Source organism: Paenibacillus sp. LHD-117, from assembly GCF_030929555.1.
GTDB lineage: Bacteria > Bacillota > Bacilli > Paenibacillales > Paenibacillaceae > Pristimantibacillus.
Window position 1 is genome coordinate 1 of record NZ_JAVFVT010000044.1, and the last position, 20,112, is coordinate 20,112.

14 protein-coding genes are annotated in these 20,112 nt (G+C 53.0%); 10 read left to right on the forward strand and 4 right to left on the reverse strand.

Features of this window, described 5'->3' with window-relative positions; all coding sequences use genetic code 11:
* Positions 1 to 502: 502 nt before the first annotated feature.
* From RB620_RS26045 to RB620_RS26060, 4 genes are all read left to right on the forward strand, one after another.
* Positions 503 to 1,207, forward strand: a complete 705-nt coding sequence (locus RB620_RS26045) for a response regulator transcription factor (protein ID WP_308099519.1) — start codon at positions 503 to 505, stop codon at positions 1,205 to 1,207.
* 3 nt (positions 1,208 to 1,210) lie between these two features.
* Positions 1,211 to 2,680, forward strand: a complete 1,470-nt coding sequence (locus tag RB620_RS26050) for a sensor histidine kinase (protein ID WP_308099520.1) — start codon at positions 1,211 to 1,213, stop codon at positions 2,678 to 2,680.
* The gene (locus RB620_RS26055; RefSeq protein ID WP_308099522.1) at positions 2,677 to 3,858 is read left to right on the forward strand and encodes a WD40 repeat domain-containing protein; all 1,182 of its coding nucleotides are present in this window, start codon (positions 2,677 to 2,679) and stop codon (positions 3,856 to 3,858) included. Before RB620_RS26050 ends, RB620_RS26055 begins: the two co-directional genes overlap by 4 nt.
* Before the next feature lie 239 nt (positions 3,859 to 4,097).
* Positions 4,098 to 4,847, forward strand: a complete 750-nt coding sequence (locus RB620_RS26060) for an N-acetylmuramoyl-L-alanine amidase family protein (protein ID WP_308099524.1) — start codon at positions 4,098 to 4,100, stop codon at positions 4,845 to 4,847.
* 156 nt (positions 4,848 to 5,003) lie between these two features.
* Here the strand turns inward: RB620_RS26060 and RB620_RS26065 are convergent, their stop codons facing one another.
* Positions 5,004 to 5,435, reverse strand: coding sequence for a hypothetical protein (locus tag RB620_RS26065; protein ID WP_308099526.1), 432 nt, complete (start codon positions 5,433 to 5,435; stop codon positions 5,004 to 5,006).
* Between the two features lie 1,234 nt (positions 5,436 to 6,669).
* On the opposite strand from RB620_RS26065, the gene RB620_RS26070 reads away from it, so the two are divergent.
* The gene (locus RB620_RS26070) at positions 6,670 to 7,599 is read left to right on the forward strand and encodes a hypothetical protein (RefSeq protein ID WP_308099528.1); all 930 of its coding nucleotides are present in this window, start codon (positions 6,670 to 6,672) and stop codon (positions 7,597 to 7,599) included.
* 49 nt (positions 7,600 to 7,648) lie between these two features.
* Positions 7,649 to 7,993, forward strand: coding sequence for a DUF1360 domain-containing protein (locus RB620_RS26075; RefSeq protein WP_308099530.1), 345 nt, complete (start codon positions 7,649 to 7,651; stop codon positions 7,991 to 7,993).
* 86 nt (positions 7,994 to 8,079) lie between these two features.
* On the opposite strand, the gene RB620_RS26080 is transcribed toward RB620_RS26075, so the two are convergent.
* Positions 8,080 to 8,601, reverse strand: a complete 522-nt coding sequence (locus tag RB620_RS26080; RefSeq protein WP_308099532.1) for a hypothetical protein — start codon at positions 8,599 to 8,601, stop codon at positions 8,080 to 8,082.
* Positions 8,602 to 8,844: 243 nt separating this feature from the next.
* On the opposite strand from RB620_RS26080, the gene RB620_RS26085 reads away from it, so the two are divergent.
* The gene (locus RB620_RS26085; protein WP_308099535.1) at positions 8,845 to 9,786 is read left to right on the forward strand and encodes a hypothetical protein; all 942 of its coding nucleotides are present in this window, start codon (positions 8,845 to 8,847) and stop codon (positions 9,784 to 9,786) included.
* Positions 9,787 to 9,876: 90 nt separating this feature from the next.
* Here RB620_RS26085 and erm read toward each other — a convergent pair whose 3' ends face one another.
* Positions 9,877 to 10,764 (reverse strand): 23S ribosomal RNA methyltransferase Erm, encoded by an 888-nt coding sequence (gene erm, locus RB620_RS26090; RefSeq protein WP_308099537.1) that lies wholly within the window; start codon positions 10,762 to 10,764, stop codon positions 9,877 to 9,879.
* Positions 10,765 to 11,074: 310 nt separating this feature from the next.
* Positions 11,075 to 16,663, reverse strand: coding sequence for an S-layer homology domain-containing protein (locus tag RB620_RS26095; RefSeq protein WP_308099539.1), 5,589 nt, complete (start codon positions 16,661 to 16,663; stop codon positions 11,075 to 11,077).
* A gap of 221 nt (positions 16,664 to 16,884) precedes the next feature.
* On the opposite strand from RB620_RS26095, the gene RB620_RS26100 reads away from it, so the two are divergent.
* The 3 genes from RB620_RS26100 (at position 16,885) to RB620_RS26110 (ending at position 20,110) form a co-directional block, all read left to right on the forward strand.
* Positions 16,885 to 18,231, forward strand: coding sequence for an extracellular solute-binding protein (locus tag RB620_RS26100; protein WP_308099541.1), 1,347 nt, complete (start codon positions 16,885 to 16,887; stop codon positions 18,229 to 18,231).
* A gap of 108 nt (positions 18,232 to 18,339) precedes the next feature.
* The gene (locus RB620_RS26105) at positions 18,340 to 19,233 is read left to right on the forward strand and encodes a carbohydrate ABC transporter permease (RefSeq protein ID WP_308099542.1); all 894 of its coding nucleotides are present in this window, start codon (positions 18,340 to 18,342) and stop codon (positions 19,231 to 19,233) included.
* 16 nt (positions 19,234 to 19,249) lie between these two features.
* On the forward strand, positions 19,250 to 20,110 hold the full coding sequence (locus RB620_RS26110; RefSeq protein WP_308099543.1) for a carbohydrate ABC transporter permease: 861 nt from the start codon (positions 19,250 to 19,252) through the stop codon (positions 20,108 to 20,110).
* Positions 20,111 to 20,112: the final 2 nt, after the last annotated feature.

Here is a 20,112-nt window from a genome sequence, read left to right on the forward strand (position 1 = left end):
TGCCTTATATCGTACCTCTTTGAACGCATTGTTCCGTTGTCTCATCATCCCCGCCCCCTTCATCAAGATTGTACCTTATTTCCCTGCTATCTCTCCAACTTGATTAGGGGGCTTAATAGATACAACCCCGAATGGGCGCCATGAGTACGATTTTTCGTACACATTCGTCCCGTTGCACCCCGAATGGGCGCCATGAGTACGATTTTTCGTACACATTCGTCCCGTTGCACCCCGGATGGTCGGCGTGAGTACGATTTTTCGTATACATTCGGCCCGATGCCCCCCTAATGGTCGGCGTGAGTACGATTTTTCGTACACATACGGCCCATTGCACCCCATGTAGACGAAGAAAAGCTGTCCCTAAACGTGTTTACTTCTGGGACGGCGACAGCCGTTTCGCCTTGGCGCCTTTCATGCGTCATTTTTAAGTGCCGCCTTCTTCGTGCTATGATGGTTGCAAGTTCACACCATTTCATGGGACGCGCGGGGTGATCATCGAATCATGGACAAAACCAAAATTCTCATCATCGAGGACGAAACGGCAATTGCCGAGCTGCTGGCCTACGGCTTAACGAAGGAAGGGTATGAGACGCGGACGGCGGCAAGCGGAGCGGAAGGCATGCGCGAGATGGAGCGGTTCCGCCCCGATCTTCTTGTTCTGGACTGGATGCTGCCGGATGCGAGCGGGCTCGATCTATGCAAAAAAGTGACCGCAAGCTTCAACATTCCGATCCTCATGGTGACAGCCAAATCCGACATTACCGATAAAATACTCGGCCTGGAGTTCGGGGCGGACGACTATATTACGAAACCGTTCGATCTTCGAGAGGTCATCGCCCGCATTCGGACGATTCTTCGCCGGGTGGCGCAGGCGAACGCGAACCACGGCGCGAAGGAAGAGGTCGCGGGAGAAGCGCTGCGCATCCGGCACATCGACATCGTCCGGGGCGAGCGGCTCGTCAAGAACAACGGGGAGACGGCTGATCTGACGCCCAAGGAATTTGATCTGCTCATGAAATTATGCACGAACCGCGGCAGAATCTTCACCAGGGAAGAGCTGCTCGAGCTCGTTTGGGGTTACGACTATATCGGGGAAACAAGAACCGTGGACAATCATATTCAACGGCTGCGCAAGAAGCTGGACGCGAACGAGCTGATCACGACCATATTCGGCATCGGCTACAAGTTCGAGAAAGACGCGGATTAAGCCATGCGCATCGGGATTCGGTCCATCAGCGCCAAGTTCATCGTCGGTTTTTTCCTCATCTTCGCCGTTTCCTTCCTGCTGTTAAGCTGGACTGTTACGAGCATTATCCAGACAAGCAATCAGAAGATCATTACCGATGACCTCATCGGGCTGAAAAAAACGGGCAACAACTACGTGCGGCAAGCGTTCCTGATCAACCACTTCGCGAACGACGACATTTATTTCGCCCAGATCGCGGAGGAGATGATCGGCGATCTTCGTTACGCTACGTCCAGCGAAGTCGGCGCTTATACGGTCGGCGGCAAGCTCATCCAGGCCTCCGAAACTTTCGCCTTCGCCGACGCGGCTGAAGACGACCTGAAGCAGGCCGTTCGCGGGGCGACGGCCTATACGATTTCGTACGACGGCGGCACGGCATCCGTGCTGTACGCTTATCCGGTCATGATCGACGGCATGAAGGTCGGCATTCTCCGCTACTCGAAACCGTTCGATCTGCTTTACGAGCAGTCGGACCGCATTCTCAGCGCCGTGTTCTACATCGCGCTCGCGATCTTCGCGGCGGCGTTCTTGTTCTCCTATTTGCTGTCGCGTCATATCTCGATTCCGCTCGCCAAGCTGGCGGGCGCGTCGACCGAAGTGATGAAGGGGAATCTGGATGTCCGCTTGACGATGCGAAGGCGCGACGAAATCGGGCGGCTGGCGGATAATTTCAATGAGATGATCGGGCAGCTGAAGAGCCAGATCGGCAAGATCGAGCGGGACCGCGACCGGCTGGAGAAGCTGCATTTGCAGGGCAAACATTTTTTCGATAACGTGACCCATGAGCTGAAGACGCCGCTGACTTCCATTCTGGGGTATGCGGAGCTGATCAGGGAGAATGGGGAAAACGATCCGGCGTTTTTCCGCAAGGGGATGAACCATATCGTGGACGAAAGCCAGCGGCTGCACGGCATGGTCGTATCCCTGCTGGAAACGTCGAAGGAGCAGGCGGGCTGGGAGGACAGCGGCCGGATCGAAGCCGGGCAACTGCTGAGGGACGTATGCGACGCCATGTCTTTTAAGGCGCAGCGCTACAAGAAGACGATCCGTTGCGAGTCGGAAGCGGAGCTTTACGTAGAGGCGCAGCCGGACAAGCTGAGACAGTTGTTCATCAACTTAATCGATAATGCCATTAAATACAGTGATCCGCATTCGGAGATTAGCGCCAAGGCGGAAGCGTCTGCGACCGGGTGCGTCCGGATCGTCATCGCAAACCCAAGCGTTCCGATCGCCCCGGAACGGCTGGCGCATATTTTCGAGCCGTTCAACGGTGTTGAACATTCGGCCCGGGAGCAAGGCAGCGTAGGGCTTGGCCTTGCCATCGCCCGATCGATAGCAGACGAGCTAAGCGGCCTGATCCGCGTCGCGAGCGAAGCCGGGGAAACCGTCGTAACGGTTGAATTGCCCGGTATGGAAGCGGGGAGACAAGGATGAACCCAATACGCAAACGAAACAATAGGGTAACGCCATCGGGACCGCTTGCGGTCCTGCTGCTGGCCCTTCTGCTGCTGTCCGGCTGCGCGGGCGGCTTGCGCACGGAAACGATCGTCATACCCGATACGGCTGAACCTACGCCAGCCGACGCCGGGGGCGATGTTTTCGAAGTGAATACGATATACCGGTTGGCGTCCATGGACGAGAAGTACAGCGGCGTGATCCGATGGGCGAGCCCTGACGAGCTGATCCGATTGTCATGGGACAACAAGGGAAGCGTTGCCGTCGACCGATACGTTCAGCCTTTCGAGCAGTCGCAAAGGGTGCTGGATGTGGGAGCCCATATCATCGATTTCGGCAGCTTATCTCCGGATGGCCGGTACTTTACCGGATTTGCTTACGGAGACAAGGAGAATGGCGACTCCGCGTTAACGCTTCAGCCGTTGCCGGATGGGGAGAGGCAATCGATCGATACGCTTCAATCCGTCCTGAGACTGGGCGCGCGTACGCTCGCTTGGTCGAACAATAGCCGTTTTGTTTCCTATTTCTCGATATCGGAGCAAGGCGAGATCTGGATCGAAGCCTATGACACGGAGAGCGGGACCAAAAAAACGTACGCGATGCCGGATCAGATCAAGACGGCATTTTATTTATCGGTTAGGCTGTCGGATGACGGAAGCAGCGCGCTGATCGTGAAAGAGGGGAAAAACGATCCGCTAAGCTTCGAGCTCGGCAAGCTGAAGGAAAACAAGTTCGAAACCCAATACGAGCATACGCTGAACCAGAGCGGTGCGGTTGATTGGCTCGATGGCGACCGGGTTGCGTTCGTCGGTACGGACCGCACCTTGTTCTCGTATGATCTTCGGAATGAAGGTTATTCCGTGCTGCTTGACCAAGTCGACGGCTTCGCATTGTCCGACGATCGTCAATACATTGCCTACGCGACCGCCGAAGCGACCGTCGACGTCGCAAAGCTGCAAGGAAATAACTTGCTAAGCAAAAAAACGGTCTATCGCGGCTTCGTCGCGGATCAGCTCTCGTGGAGCCCGGATGGCGGCGCCTTGCTCATCCATGGGAGGAAGCCGTATGATGGCCCGATCGTAGCTAAGCCGTCCCAAGATTCTGATATCAAATACAGTTACGCTGCCCAGCTCATCGTCGTTGATTTCCTGAAATAACGAATGAAACAGACCACACATCTTCTCAGGCGGAGGGACGTTGCAAGACGTTCCCTCCGGTTTGGCGGAAGATGTTTTTTTTTTGCCACGCGCTTCTCAGACTCTCTCACTCTATGCTTTTCGTGCTAGAATTAGTTTAGAGACATTTTCGTTACAAGTTGTTGACGTTCCCGTGATTTTCCGATGTTATAACTAAGAGGCGGCAATCATCTATCCACATTCGGGAGGGCGTCATCTTCATGATCAGACATAGGAGAAGTAAAAAGATTGCTAGATTCGCGGTGCTCCCGCTCGTTCTGCTGGTCCTCATGGGAGTCGTATTGATCGCGGCAAGCCAGTTCACCAAAAATTCAGGCGAAATGACCAAAGCGCTGGACGGGCGAGAAGAAGAGCCGGCTCAAGTGAGCTCGGGAAACGCGGAAACCGAGATCGCGAAGGAAACGTTCAAAATCATGATCGACGCGGGCCATGGAGGCAAAGATCCAGGCGCGCCGGGTGCGAGCGGCGTCGAGGAGAAAGTCAGCAATCTTGCGATCGCCTTGAAAGTAAACGAACTGCTTCGGCAGGATCCGATGTTCGAGGTTCGAATGACCCGCACGGACGATACGTTCGTGGAGATCGAGGACCGATCGGCAATGGCGAACGATTGGGACGCCGACGTCCTGCTTTCGATTCACGGCAATTCTTACGAAGACGGCAGCGTCTCGGGTTCGGAGACGTTTTACCGCTACGATAACGGCCTGGCGCTTGCTACTTCGATCCATCAGAAGCTTGTCGATGCGATGGGCTTCAGAGACCGGGGAGTCCGGCTGAACGAGCTGAAAGTATTGACGTTAAGCCAAATGCCTGCGATTCTGATCGAGACCGGCTACCTGACCAACGCCGCGGAAGAAGCCGTCATCCTGAGCGAGGAAGGGCAGAACAAGATGGCGCAAGCCATCGTGGACGGACTTAAGCAATTCGTTCAGCAATCCGCAGCGACGAAATAAATCAAGAGTCTAGCAGTGTAAGATAAGAGCAACTCCAGAATTTATGTCTGGAGTTGCTTTTGTTGTATATCTGAATTGACATAAAATTGGTTGTCTCCACGGTACGGGGGAGGCGTGAATTTCCCCTATGCAGTGGGTCTATCTTCTGTAACGCTCCTAGTCTAACGGTCTTTCTGTGCATTCAATAGTCCCATGTTTTTTCTTTTTTTTAATGGCAATCTTAATGATCTCCTTCTCGACAAATCTAAATGCCAGTATGCGCTCACCACACTCTGGATGGATAGGACCGCCGAAGTTGGCTTCATGGGCAAACACTTCGCAAACCGTAATTTCCTTGATCTCGAACTTATCGCATTCTTTTATGTCATCTCTCGATATCAAACATTGAAACGGAACGTCATCTTTAATCGTATGGCACGGCATTTCAATTCCGCCGTCAACTGCCGTATACGTTATTTTCTTGCGGAGGACGCCGCAAATCACGACAACCCCCGGACATACTTTTTCAATAACTGCCTCGACGCATACTTCCGCACAGGAGGTTCCTTTTACCGCAGGCGGAACCAATTGTGTTTTATGATCGATCATGACATGGCATTCAAGCGGCATTTTTGGCGCCGGCGGTCCTGTTGGACCCGTTGGCCCTGTAGGACCCGTTGGCCCTGTAGCTCCCGTTGGTCCTTCTGGTCCTCTCGGTCCTTCTGGTCCCCTTGGTCCTTCTGGTCCCCTTGGTCCTTCTGGTCCCCTCGGTCCTTCTGGTCCCCTCGGTCCTTCTGGTCCCCTTGGTCCTTCTGGTCCCTTTGGTCCCCTCGGTCCTTCTGGTCCCCTTGGTCCTTCTGGTCCGCGCGGACCTTCTGGTCCCGGCGGCCCCTCGGGTCCGGGCGGACAAATTACCTTGCATTTGCAGCAGCATTTCTTTTTGCATTTGTAGCAGCGTTTCTTTTTGCATTTGTAGCAGCATTTCTTTTTGCATTTGTAGCAGCATTTCTTTTTACGTTTGCAGCAGCATTTCTTTTTGCTTTTGGGACAAATGTGACTATTCTCGTTCTCAGAACTGCATGATTCCTTCTTGCACTCGGAACGGCTGATTTTCTTTTTGAAAATTCGCTTAATCGAAGTCTTTTTCTTCAGCAAAAGCTTGCTCAACGACTTGTCACATCCTTTCATATGCTCCATATATACTACACAGGTAAGGAGCACAAATTGCTAGGTTAATATCCTTACATTGCAAATACCTAGCAGACGTTTGCCAAGTATAACTAGAGAGAAAGCAATTCGGATCGCATACATACAAAGAGACCCATGCTTTAAAGTCATGGGTCTGCCCGATTCAACTGGTATTCGTTAGTGTGAAGCTTCGTTACTGCTGGTTTTGGTCGGTTTCTTGTGAAGCAAGCTCCGTCTTTAATGACTCTTTCGGTTGGTTATCCGGAATGGAGGGAGCTTTGGAAATCAACTTATTTGGATGAACATTCACTCTTGGTTGAACAATCACCCGTCTCGTCACGCCCTGAGCATAGTATATCTTGGAATTATTTCCGCAATTACATCCCATCGTTATTTTGAACCTCCTTTATTAGTATGAATCTATTTCTACTTTAAAAAGGCGGCATTGACCTTTCATTTCATTATCTTATGAGAAAATAACAGAGCAGGAAGGAACAAACGTTGACGTTAAATGCCTGATTTTTAATGAAGAATCAATGCAGGCTTGGCGAAGGCCTATTTTTGATACGCTGATGAATTCATCCATACCTAACTTGTCAGCGACAAATATATTAATTCTGAAAGTAATCTTATCTTCACGAGGAGGAATAATAGAATGTCGCAACTTATTAACCCCAGCTTTGAGACGGGCGACTTTACCGGTTGGGTTGTAACGGTTCCACCAGGGGGGACAGCAAATGTCGTTTCGGTATTCGGGAGTTTTACTCCAATCGAAGGCAATTTCTTTGCTCTGCTGAAAACGGACGGTCCCAATTCTTTTACAACGATTGAGCAAACCTTTACTGCGGTAGCAGGCCAAGTCATATCCGGGTATGCATTCTTTCAAGGAAATGACAGTCTGCCATTCAATGATTTTGGCGAAGTACAGATTCTTCAAGGTATTACTGTCGTCGCAACCCCATTTTTTGCATCGGTAGCAACGGGAAGCACTGGCTGGACACTATGGTCTTATACGATTACGACTGCAGGAACGTATACAGTCCGAGCAAGGGTTACTAATGCTCTCGATTCAGTAGCAGACAGCTTCCTGGGATTGGACGCCCTCCAACTGTCTTGTCCTGTTGCCAACCCGCAATCCTGCTGTCAAATCGTCGTTGATCATCTGACTCAATTGGTTCCTCCGCTTGCGCTCGGCTTCACTCCGGGACCTGTTCAGGATGTGACCGTTACGGCGACTATCGAGGGCGTATGCCCTGAGAAAGTAATCGTCTGCGGCTTAATCAAGAAGACGATCACTTATCAAGGCGTCGTTGCCGATCCGGAAACAGGAGAATTCATTGTTGGAACGGTGGTGAAAGAAGATCAGATCCCATTCCAATGCGCGATTGACCGGGAAGACGCGAACGCGGGAGATCCGTTCCATGTAGTGCCGAATGGCGCGGCGGTGCTTTGTTCGTTATCGGTTGGACCTCAAAACACAGGAGTCTATGAAGGCTTTGATGTAGCATGGAAATGGGCCGAAAAAGATGTCGTGAAGGTTTGTATCCGCAAAGGCTTTTTCCCAGGACCAGTTCTACCGCAATAATCATGAAACAAGAGACGGCGTATCATGAACTCGAAAAAAGGTGGAACCGATGTCAGATATTTCATGGCTTCATTTTGTAATATTGGTGCTTGCCGCTTTTCGTTTGACGCGCTTAATCGTGTTTGATCAAATCACTTCCTTCATCCGAAAGCCGTTCATGAGCATTACCGTAGAACACAAGGAAGACGGTTCAATGGTAGAACGGATTGAATTGCCGGCTTCGGGGATTCGTTCTTGGATCGGGTATTTGCTAAGCTGCTATTGGTGCTCAGGTATTTGGGTCTCACTGCTTGTTGTCGCTCTCTATTGGCTAGTTCCGCAGTCGTACCCTTTACTGGTCGCTCTTGCCGTAGCCGGCGCGGCAGCTCTGATTGAATCGAAGGTTTCATCGTAAATTCTTTCCCAATAAGAACAGCCTGCTCGAGTTTACTCGGCAGGCTGTTTTTACATATATTGCGTGTTAGTTACCATTCCTCCGTGTCATGAGAGATCGGAGCAGCACTCCACTTTATGGGGTTCCTTCTTACAGTGCTTGATGGATTTTCGGATACATATTTTGAGGATTTCTTTCTCTATAAATTTCCAGGCTACAACTATTTCTGCTCCAGTGACGGGATTAGTTTGAATGCCGAAATTTGCCGGGCGGGCGAAGACGGTGCAGAGTACGGTCTTTCCGACAATTTCGAAGGCGTCTCCTACGTTGGCGTCATCGCGGTCAATGAAGCATTGAAACGGAATGTCGTCTTCTTTCTTGAAATTTTCCACTTCCGTTCCGTCCTGCAGAACGGCGGTGTATACGATCGTTTTACGGACGACGCCGCAGATCGTCACCTTCTCCGGACATACTTCTTCGATTGCGGTGTCGATGACAATAAAATGAGTGACCGGAAATTCATTTGGATTATCCGGGTTGAATTTTGCGGGCGGAACGAGCTGCGTCAGATGTTCGACCACGACTTGGCAGCAGGATTGAGGATTGGCAATAGGGCAGATACCATCCATTTTTTACTTCCTCCTTAGATTTAGGTTCTCTGCTGGAATCTAGTGAAAAGTAGGCAAGAGGACTATCTTGTATATATATTGGCGGGGAGCCGTATCGGTATAGACAAGTGATGACGTTAAACAACTATTTTTGATTCCGATGAAGGCTGATATAGAAAGGCCGATGAATACGTACAAGCAAAGCTTGTCTGTGCGCAATATATTGATTCTGTAAGATATTAAATTGCGAGGAGGTGAAAAGAGATGTCGCAAATTGTGAATCCCAGCTTTGAGACAGGCGACTTTACCGGTTGGAGCTTAACAGTTCCTTCGGGGGGTTCTGCAACGGTCGTTCCCACGTTCACTACGCCATTTTTTCCGTTTTTATCTTTTAACCCGGTCGAAGGCAATTTTTTCGCTTTGCTGAAGTCGGGTGACAGCACTTTAACGACAACGATCATCCAAACTTTTACGGCGACAGCAGGCCAGACTATTTCAGGGTATGCTTTCTTCCAATGCGAATTCCAGGGGCCGCCATCCGATGGTTCTGCTAGAGTGCAGCTCGTAGACGAGCAAAGCGCCACGGTCATTGCAACCCCATATCTTGCCGAGGTTCTTACAACCGGGAGTACGGGTTGGGTTCAATGGGCTTATACGTTCACGACTTCCGGAACTTTTACGGTTCGCGCAAGGGTTAATGATGCCGGTTCTCTAAGTGACAATTTCATGGGGCTGGACGCTCTTCAGCTATCTTGTCCTATTGCCAATCCGCAAACCTGCTGTCAAGCCGTCGTTGATCACCTTATTACATTGATTACGCCGCTTGCGCTGGACGCAACACCGGAGCCTGTACAGGAATTAACAGTCTCTGCAAATATCTTTGGCGTTTCTCCGGGGAAGGTTACCGTCCAAGGCACGATTACGAAGAATCTTACGTACCAAGGCGTCATTGTCGATCCGGTTACGGGCGCAGTCACGATAGGAACAGTGGAGCTTGAAGAGCAGATTCCCTTCCGGTGCGCGATTGAGCGGGAGGACGCGAACGCGGGAGATCTGTTTCATGTCGTACCGAATGGCGCAGCCGTGCTCTCGTCGTTTTCGGGACCGCAAAACACAGGCGTCTTTCAAGGATTTAACGTTGCTTTTCAATGGTTTGAAGAAGATAACGTAATTGTATGTATCCGCAAAGGCCCTGTTCCAGTTTAAGCTGAAAGGAATAGAGGGGGTATAACACAAATAAAGGGACAGCCTGCTTGGGTTTATTCGGCAGGCTGTTTATTTTTACAACAACGAAGCTTAGTCTCGCTTCCGTTTTTGGCTATGCGAAGTTTTCGGCCACCGATAGGAAGGGACATGGTCCAGCATTGTATGGAAAATAACGCCCCATTCGCGTTCGTTTAATGCGTAAACCGGCTTATCCCGGTCGATCCCAAGGCTCGACGCCAAATGTTTCAATTGCGGAGGGGTAAAGACGGTACTGAACGCTCCGCCGAAAGGTAACTTCGGATTTCTTAGCCCATATTCAGCAAGACCCGTAAACAAAGCTCCAAAGCGGCATGGAACTTCAGGACATGCCTTTCTCCTTATCGATAATATGCAGCATTCCACCTTCGGAGGCGGCGAAAAATATCCCGGGGGGAGTGTCTGCACCAGTTCCATGTCATACCTCATCCTCCAGCTTAATAGCTGCGGATTCGTCACGACTGAAGAGGTAAACCGTTTGGCCGCTCCCTTCTCTAAAATGATGGCGGCTCGCTGTAGCGGGGTAGAAGGATCATCCAATAGCTTTCTCAGAATTGGAGTTGTAATCGAAAAAGGGATATTCGATACGACGCAAAAGGGCTCTCTTGGAAGGTATCCCCGCATAAAATCGCCATGAACGATTTTAATATTAGATTCGCCTTCCACCTTGCCGATCAATTTTTGAACATACGCGGCATCGTTCTCAAAAGCGATGACGATCCTCGCCTTCTCCGCCAAAGGCAGCGTGATCGCGCCGAGGCCGGCCCCTATTTCAATGATGACGTCTTTTTTCGTAATTTTTGCCGTTTCGATCAAATCACGCACCGCGCGTTTGTTATGCAGGAAATGCTGACCGGAGAAGTTAGGGCTGCCTCCGCTTTTATTTGGATTCGTGCAGGAACTGTACCCGGCAACGACCGGCTTTTTATTCTTTTTACGCAACACAAAAACACCTCATTCATTTGTTTAGGTAAATGAAAAAGGCGCACCACAAATAGACCCGATCACGCTTTCAAAAAAACGGATGAGTCAACCTGTACCGCACCTCTTTTTACCGTAAACGCATGTAATGGGTGATCAAATAAAGCACCTCCTAAAAACTATTGCCATTATAACAAATATGCCAACGATTTCAAGTGCTGGATGACGGTGAGTCCTTTACTTTTATTTCGGTTTCTTAGGCTGAAGGTTTTGGCGTAAAAAGAAAAGCTGCTGCACCGGGTTGAACCGGGGCAGCAGCTTTTTTAAACAATCAAATCGATTCTAGCAAATTGTGCAGAAGCTTCGCGCTTTGGGCGCGGGTGCCGAAGCCGTCCGGCTTAAACGCGCCGTCCGGATACCCCTGCATTAACCTGAGCGAATGGGCGTCGCCGATCGCTTCTTGCGCCCAATGCGGCACGTTGGCCGTGTCTGAGAATGGAGGCGCAGAGCCATCTCCTGCCGTCTTGCCCGTCGAATATTCGTAGGCGCGTACGATCATCGCCGCCATCTCTTGGCGGGTAACTCCGGCATCCGGCTTGAACAGGTTGTCGCCGTATCCGGTGACGATGCCGGCATGCGCCGCAAGCTGGACTTCGGCCGCATACCAGGCATCGGTCGGTACGTCCGCGAATCGAATCGACGGGGATTCCGCCGTGCCCGCGAGGTTTAATGCCCGTACGAGCATAGCCGCGAACTCGGCGCGCGTCATGTTCCGCTTAGGGGAGAACAGCGTATCCGTGACGCCTTGCACGACGTGTTTGGCCGACAACTCCGTAATTTCGTCGATTGCCCAGTGGGAAGAGCCGACATCCATGAACGTTTTCTTATATTGAAGTAGAGCGTACTTGCTGAAATGGAATACGGTTCCCGTGATCCAGCCATCTTTCCATTCGCCGCCGACGTATTCAAGCTTGCCTGAATTCGAGATGTAATAGATGCCGGCGAGCCGTTTGTCGGTGTCCGGATTCGCTTGGAGCGAGATCGTTAGCGGGTGGTCGAATCGTTTAATCGTCTTCGGCTTTCCGTTCGGATCCGTGATGGTCAGATTGAAGTCAAGCATCATTCCCGAAAGTCCGATCTCCGCATTGTTTTCGTCCGCGGATTTGTCCAGCAGCTCCGCGGCTTGCTCGCTGCCTACTTGATCGATCGATAGCTCGATGAAGCTATCTTCCAGCCCATCGGCAGGCAACTCGTTGGCCAGCTCCTTCAGCCATTCCGAAGGAATCGTGATCCGTAAATTGCCCGATTCCACGATGACAGCGGAAGAACCGGCCAGCTCGGCCGCATGGCCCGGCAGGACAAGCTTCTCGAGCCTTACGTCCGTTCGAATAACAATATCCTCGCCGTCATCTGCATCCTCTAGCTGCTCCGGCAGCACTTCCAGTCGGCCCGAGTCCGGTGTCGGCGAAGGCGATGGGGTAGGTATAGGCGTCGGAGCAGGTGTCGACGTCGGCTCCGGCGCATCCTCTTTGACGATGCTAAAGCTGTCCACCAGCTCGCCTTCAACCGTTTTGGCGGTAATCGTGATCGTGTCTCCATCGATCTCAACCGACGTGAAGATGTTTTTGTCCTCATCGTACACGAACTCCTGCCAGTACCGTTCCGTCAATGCGTAAAACTTCGGTCCCGTAGAACCGCCGATGACGTACCGCGTGCCTTCTCCTTCGCCGACGATTTCGCCGCCTTTCATCGGGTAGGTGCGAAGGTAAATATGGTCGTGTCCGTTCAGCACGAGATCGACCTCGTATTCGTCGAAAACCGGTACCCAGTACTGCTGCACGTTCGTGTTGGCGTAAATGCTGCCGTATGGTCCCTGATGGAAGACAGCGACCTTCCACTTTTTATCCGTCGCGGCCAAGTCTTGTTTGAGCCATTCCGCCTGCTCCCGGAGCCCTTCTAACGAAGTATCCGAATTGAGCATGACGAAGTGGGTGTCGTCGTAATCGAACGAATACGTGCTGCCCATCGCGGCCTGCGGGCCGTTCTGCGGGTTGTTGAAGTGGGCCAAATAATCGCCCGTTCCGTTCGTGCCCGTTACTTCATGATTGCCGACCACGGTCTGCAGCGTATAGTCCAACAGGAGATCCTGCACGGCGCCGAACCACATGTTCCATTGCTCCTGTTCGTGCCCGTGGTCGACCAAGTCGCCCGCATGGATGAGTAAGTCGGCGTCCGGCGTATCGTTCACCGCTTTGCTCAACGCATCCCCCCATTGATCGAAGCCTGCCTGGTCGGTCGCTTGCGAATCGCCGAGGAACAGGAACTTCAGCGTATCGTCCGAAGCGGATGCGGAAGCCGTGCGGAACGATCCTTGCGCACTGACGTTGCCGTCGTCGTCGCCAACCCGGTAGACGTATTCCGTATTCGGCAATAGCCCCGCCACTTTAGCCTTGTGTACGCGATACGTGCCATCGTTATTGGTCGTGTAGAGGCTGCTGGTTCCTTCCGTCCGCGTAATATTGTCCGCGCCGAAGTCCGTAAACTCCGCCTTCGGAGCCCATTCCACGATGGTCGCTGCCGTATTCGAATGCGTTTGCCAAGCGAACCTGCGCGAGGTCATCGCGTCTTCGCCGACGGACGCGCTTATATTGGTCGGAGTCGCCGTTCCGACCAGAGGTGCGACGACGAACGTCATGACCGGGCTGTACCCGGAATCCTTCTTCGCCTGCAGCAAATAAGAGCCTGCCGCAATCGCCGCATCGCTCGTCACGACGATGCCGTTCTCTCCCGACACCGCGCCGGCGATTTCGGAACCGTTCAATAGAAGCGTCGCGCCTTGAACCGGCACGCCGGCTTCGGTCACCGTAAAAGAAGCGGGGGAACCGATTGCCACGTCGGCATGGTTCCATAGCAGCTTCAACCGATTTTTTACCGTCGACTCCAGAGGGGCGCCGAAGAACGGCATTGGCGTGCCGTCGCCGTCAACCTTGACGATGGAGCCGGACTTGAACTGGATCGTATGATTGCGCGTCACTTCTTCGCCCTTGGCTTGCTCTAGTCCGATCGGTCCGATCGCATCGTTTTTCACGGTGTATCGGATACGGGCAAGTACGTCCGTGTCCGCAAGCGCGGCGGACTGAAGCGCCGAGAAGTCGAGGCGGACAAGCCCTTGCTCGGCCTGAACGGTCGCGACAAGCATCTCCTCCGTCAGCTTAGGTCCGCGAATGACCTCGAAGCCCTGCATAACGGCCGGGTCGAATTGATATTCCGCATGCCCGCCTACCAGCTTGGCGGCGGTTTCCGCCGTAATCGTCACATCGTAGGTTTCCCCGGCAAATACTTCGGTTGGCGTTTCGTACAGAAACTGAGGCGATCCGAGATTGACGTTAAAATACCACTCTTTGATCGTCTGGTTACCGCTGAGGTCCCGAATGGCGATTTTGGCTTTGTGTCTGCCTTCGCTTAGCGGCTCGATCGGCGAGTACGAAATCGTGCCCTTCGGCGGATAGAGGCCGTGCTGAACGAGCTGATCGTCCACGTATACCCTGATTTTCTCCGGGTCGATCAACGTCGTCGCGGGATGCTGCATGGGATCGTAGCCATCGTCCTCGCCAACGGCGTTGATCGTGGGATGGGCGTTCTTCACGGTCGCGTTGCTCGCGGGCGAGATGTTTTTGATTATCGGAGGCACGATGTCCTCGGCTGTTGTTCCGTACACGGCGCGGATGTCGTCGATATAGAGCGCGCCGGCGTCCTTCTTCGAGTTGTTCGTCTCCATGTATCTCACCGGCATGTCGCTGGTGAAAGGAGGGGTTTTGCCAGCCGGCATCGTCGCTTCGACGTAACGCCAGCCCGTCCAGTTGATGCCGGTCGTCTGATCCGTGAAGTCGAGCGGAATGGCGGCGTTGTTGGCGTCGCGAAGCTGCATGCGAAGCCAATGTTTTTTGCCGTCGCCGTATACCCACATGCTGATTTTTTGCGGATAACCTGGGATTTGCAAGCGGTCTGCCGTCGTTTTGGCCTGCAGATAGGCGCCCGAAGTACCCGTTTTGCCAGTAAAATCGTACGCCAGCTTCAGCGACGAAGCGCCTGAGCGAACGAAGTCGGGATTCGTTTCCTGTGTAATCGTAACGCTATTAAAAGCTGCTCCGGCAGACATATATTTGCCGAGTCCGTCTTCGAACCCCTCCATGACGATGGGAGGGAGGCCGACGCTGACGTTCATGGACGCTTCCAGATCGCCAAAGGAGGCGATGATTCGCCCGGACTTGCCGTTGTCGCTTGTCGCCGTGAATACGCCGTTCGCGTCGACTGCTCCGATATCGCCTTCGACGCTCCACTCGAAGCTGGCGTTGTCGGCCTGAATGACTTGGCCGTTTCGTTTGGCAACGACCGAAAGCGTCTCCGATTTGCCGGATTCGTACGTTTTGGCTTCGTCGGGAAAACTTAACGCCGTTAACGTATCGACGACCTCGAGCTCGGCGGTGCCGGTCAGCCCGCTGCTTTCCGCGGTGATCGTTCCCGTACCGGCGCTCTCGCCGGCTATAAACGTGCCATCGGCCTCAATCGTGCCAAGCGAAGAGTCGACCTGCCATGTCAACGTACCGCCGAAAGCAGCTGGATGGCCGTTCGCGTCAATTCCCTTCGCGCGGAACGGGAGGGAGGAACCGGCGAGCACGCGCTCCGCGCCGGGCTGAACGACAAGGCTTGCGGCCGTTCCGAGCTCCGGCATTTTGTTCACGAGCAGAAGCCCGTTGCCCGTCTTGCGCTCGCCGCCGTCCGACGGGCTGTTCATGACGCGGAACGCCGTTTCGCCCGGCATCCTGGCCGCGAAGGTGGAAGAGCCGCCGCCGTCAAGATTCATGGCGTTAACGACTCCGATATCGGCAAGCATCGCCGCAAGCTCTTCCGTCTCCGCGCCTTCGCTGAAGCCGGGCTGGCGGCCGTCGATTTCGAAGAGGACGATGGAGCCGTCCGCCTTCGTTCCGATCGCGGTCCGGGGATGGACGCCGGTTGGACCAATACCGTTTTGAACGACACCGTCTTTCACGAGCGGCCCCATGCCGCCTATGGCGACCTGGACGTCGCTCCATTCGCCGGCAAGCTCCACGTTTACTGTAAGCTCGTCGCCGGCTTTCAGGCCGGAGAGTATGGATCGCGCGCTGCCCGATGCGGACAAGACGGCTTGTCCCTCCGCAAGCGGAGCGTTGCCCTGACCCGTGCGAATTTCGACTACCCGAAGCTGCATAGGCGCGCCGGACTTCGGTTCGCCGCTCACGATATCGAGGAGCACTTCGTCGCCTTCGGCGGAAGTCATGGTCGAAGCGTAATAATCGAATGTATAAAGAACGAGTTGATTGTCGCCGCGGTGACGGTTAATGTGCGTAAGCGGAGCAGCCGTTCCGTTCACCGTTACGGTCTTCGTCAAGGAAGGCGTGCCGTAGATCGACGTACCGTCGGCCTTCAAGCCGAATGCGTAAGAACTCGTCGAGCTGTTCAGAATCCGTCCCTCTCCGATGAATAAGCCGTTCGGCACGCCGGTCGCGTTGCCGCTAATCTCGTAAAAGTCGCCGTTAATGCCGGCGATGACGCGGTTGCCCGGGGCGTCGGCATAAGCGGCCATTTGCGTGACGCCCTCCATGCCGCGAACCTTGCCGGATTTCGTGCCGGCTACCAAACCGAGGTTCGGGTTTTTCGGGTCGAACTCCACGAAATGTGCTTTCTGGCTACCTCTTGGTGTCTGCATGTCATACCAAGTGTAGGTTGCTCCCGGAGCAAGCTCCGATTGCCGCTGATCGACTACCGTGCCGAACGTGACGCTCGGCGGATCCATCGAACCGGCGGTGACGGACGGCGCCAGCAGCGATAGCAGCATCATGATGGCAAGAATCAGGCTGGCGGCTCGTTGTCGTTTTTTCATTATTCCATTCCTCCTACTGTGTTTTTGTGCTCACCAAAGTGAGTATAAGTGAAATAATATTTCACCAACAGTAGATTGTATGAAATAATATATTTTCTTAATACTAGCCGTCAACATTTATTTAATCTTAAAAAAACAAACATCAACTCCTAATTAACTTCATTGTTTGACATGGCGATGTAGAGCATAATAACCCCATAACCATTAAGGGGGATACACAAATGGCGAACAAAACGACGAAAGTACTGAGCGTTCTGATGGCCGGCGCGCTGGCGACTTCGCTCACCGCATGCGGCGGCAATAACGGAGGAACGAACGAAGGGGCCGCGAACGGCGGCAACAACGGCGGCAATGCCGGCGGAGAGAAAGCGACAATCACTTTCCAAAACATTTATCCGGATCCGTCCGATCCGAAATACCAAATGATCCGCACGATCGTAGCGAACTACGAGAAGGATCATCCTAACGTGAAAATCGAGCTGGACTCCCTGAACACGGACCAGCAAAAGCAAAAACTGAAAACGCAAGCGGCATCCAAAGAAATGCCGGACATCACGATCGTGAACCCCGCGGCTCAAATGCAGCCGTTCGTAGAAGCAGACCTGTTCGCTCCGCTGAACGAAATGGTGGAGAAAAACGGACTGAATGACACGTTCCAAGAAGGCCTCCTAGATTACTATACCTTCGACGGCAACCTCTACGCCTTGCCTGACGGCAACAACATCGGACTCGTATACTACAACAAGGCGTTGTTCCAACAAGCCGGCGTAGAAGTGCCTACGACATTCGAGGGAATGGTCGAAGCAGCCAAGACGCTTAAAGCGGCAGGCATCACGCCAATGGCGATCGGCGAGAAGGATTCCTGGACGGGTTCGTTCCTGTTCATGAACATCCTGCTCCGCACGAACGGACCTGGCTTCCTGCAATCGGTAGTCGACGGCGAGAAGACGTTTGAAGATCCGGCGTTCGCGGAAGCGGTCGACGCATTCCAAAGCCTGGTTCAAGCGGGCGCGTTCCAAGAAGGCGCGACTTCCTTCGACTACAACGCCGGCGAAAATCTGTTCAAGACGGGCAAAGCTGCTATGTACTACATGGGAAGCTGGGCAACGGGCGGCATCGAGACTTCCGAGGTGAACAAAGACGACAACATCGGCGTCTTCAAGTTCCCGACGGTTAACGGCAAAGGCAATCCGGACGAATTCATGCTGGCTCCAGGCTCCGCTTTCGCGGTATCCAAGAATAGCAAGCACCTGGACGTTACGCTTGACTTCCTGAACTACTTCATGCTGAACTACCCGATCGAAGCGTTCAAAGTAAAAGGCGCGGTCGGCGTGGGTCAAGTGATCAACGAGGACTTCAAAGCGGCTGGCTACTCCAACATGGCCGTACAAGTGCTGGATCTGTTCAAAGACGTAAAAGGCGGCGACATCTCCTTCGACAACACGATGAACCCGGGTACGTCCCAAGTTCACCTGACGAGCATTCAAAACCTGTTCGTATCGAAGAAAGAAGGGGCCGAAGTGGCCAAAGAGCACCAAAAAGCGTACGAAGAAAACAACAAGAAATAACATCTAGACAAAGAAAAACCGTTAATGCGATGACGGAGGGGGCTGCTGAACAAGCGCTCCCTCCCATTGCGTCATCGGGCGAAGATTTTGAAGAAGGAGATGGATGCCTTGAACGTACTGAAAGTGTCCAAGTGGACCATCGCGGCGTTCGTGCTGCCCTGCGTTCTGCTATATGTCGGACTGGTATTCGTGCCGATCCTCGTATCTGTGTATACCTCATTGCTGGATTGGAACGGAATAGGGGATTCGTCCTTTATCGGACTCGACAACTTTACCTACATGCTGACGGACGATCCGGTGTTCTGGCCGGCGGCCTTGCGCACCTTCCTGCTCGCGGGATTCTCGATGATCATTCAATTGCCGCTCGCGCTGTTCGTGGCGATTCTAATCAGCCGCTACGTGCGCAAAGCGAATTTTCTTGTTTCCAGCTATTTCTTGCCGGTCATTTTGTCGGTCGTCGTTATCGGTCAATTGTGGAAGACGATTTATAACCCTGCCTCCATGGGCGGGATGATTAACCAAATTCTCGAGAAAATAGGACTGGAGAGCTGGGCTCACGCTTGGCTGACCGAACCGAAATACGCGATCTACGCGATTATCGTCGTCGGTCTGTGGCAATACCTGGGCTACCACATTCTGATCCAGTTCACTGGCGTACAGAACATTCCGGCCGACATTTACGAAGCCGCCAAAATCGATGGCGCCGAAGGCTTCAAGGCCGATCGCTATATAACGCTTCCGATGGTCATTCCGATCTTCAAAATTTCCGTCGTATTGTCGTTCATCGGTTCCCTGCAATCGTTCGACCTGATCATGGTCATGACGGGCGGCGGTCCCGGCAACGCGACGGACGTTATCGCCAGCCATATGTACAAGATGTCGATCCTGTCGCAGAAATTCGGATACGGAAGCGCCATTGCGACCTTCCTTGTCGCCGTCTGCTTGATCGCGACTGTCATCATCAACTTCCTGTTCACTCGTCTGGACAAAAAGTATTCGTAAGAAGGAGGCGCTTCACATGAGCCGATCCGCGACTCTACCAGAAAGCGGCAGACGCTTCTCGGTAGCCAAACCATTCATTTACCTTGTGCTGGGCATCCTGCTCGTCACGCAGCTTTATCCGCTCGTCTGGCTGTTCTTGTATTCCTTCAAGACCAACGACGAAATCCTGTCCGGCAGCTTCTTCTCGCTCCCCGACGTGTGGCAGATCGAGAACTATCAGGCGGCGATCGAAAGCGGGAACTACTGGAAGTATCTCAGCAACAGCCTGATCGTCACCTCGATCACGATGGTGAGCGTTATCCTTCTTGCCTCTTTGGCGGCTTTCGCCATTACGCGGTTCCAGTGGAAATACGGCCAAATGGTTTTGCTGCTGTTCTTGCTCGGCATGATGATTCCGCTTCAGAGCACGCTCTTGCCGCTTATGATTATTTTCAAGAACATGGACATCCTAAACACGCATCTGTCGTTGATTTTGCCGTATATCGCCTTCCAAACGCCGATTTCCGTGTTCATCTTGAGCGGCTTCATGAAGTCGATCCCGAATGAGATCGAGGAATCCGCGATCATCGACGGCGCGGGCGTATTCCGGATTTTCCGCAGCATTGTTCTGCCGGTTTCCATACCGCCGATCGTGACGGTGTGTATCCTGACGTTCATTAATATCTGGAACGAATATATTTTGGCCGCAACGTTCATCTCTTCGGAGAGGCTGAAAACATTGCCTTTCGGCGTTAACAGCTTCGTCGGCCAATATTCCGTCAACTACGGCGCCATCGGCGCTTACCTGGTGCTTGGCGCGCTGCCGGTCATCATCATTTACTTCCTGCTCTCCGAGCGTATTACGAAAGGGATGGTAGCTGGCGCCGTTAAGGGGTAAGA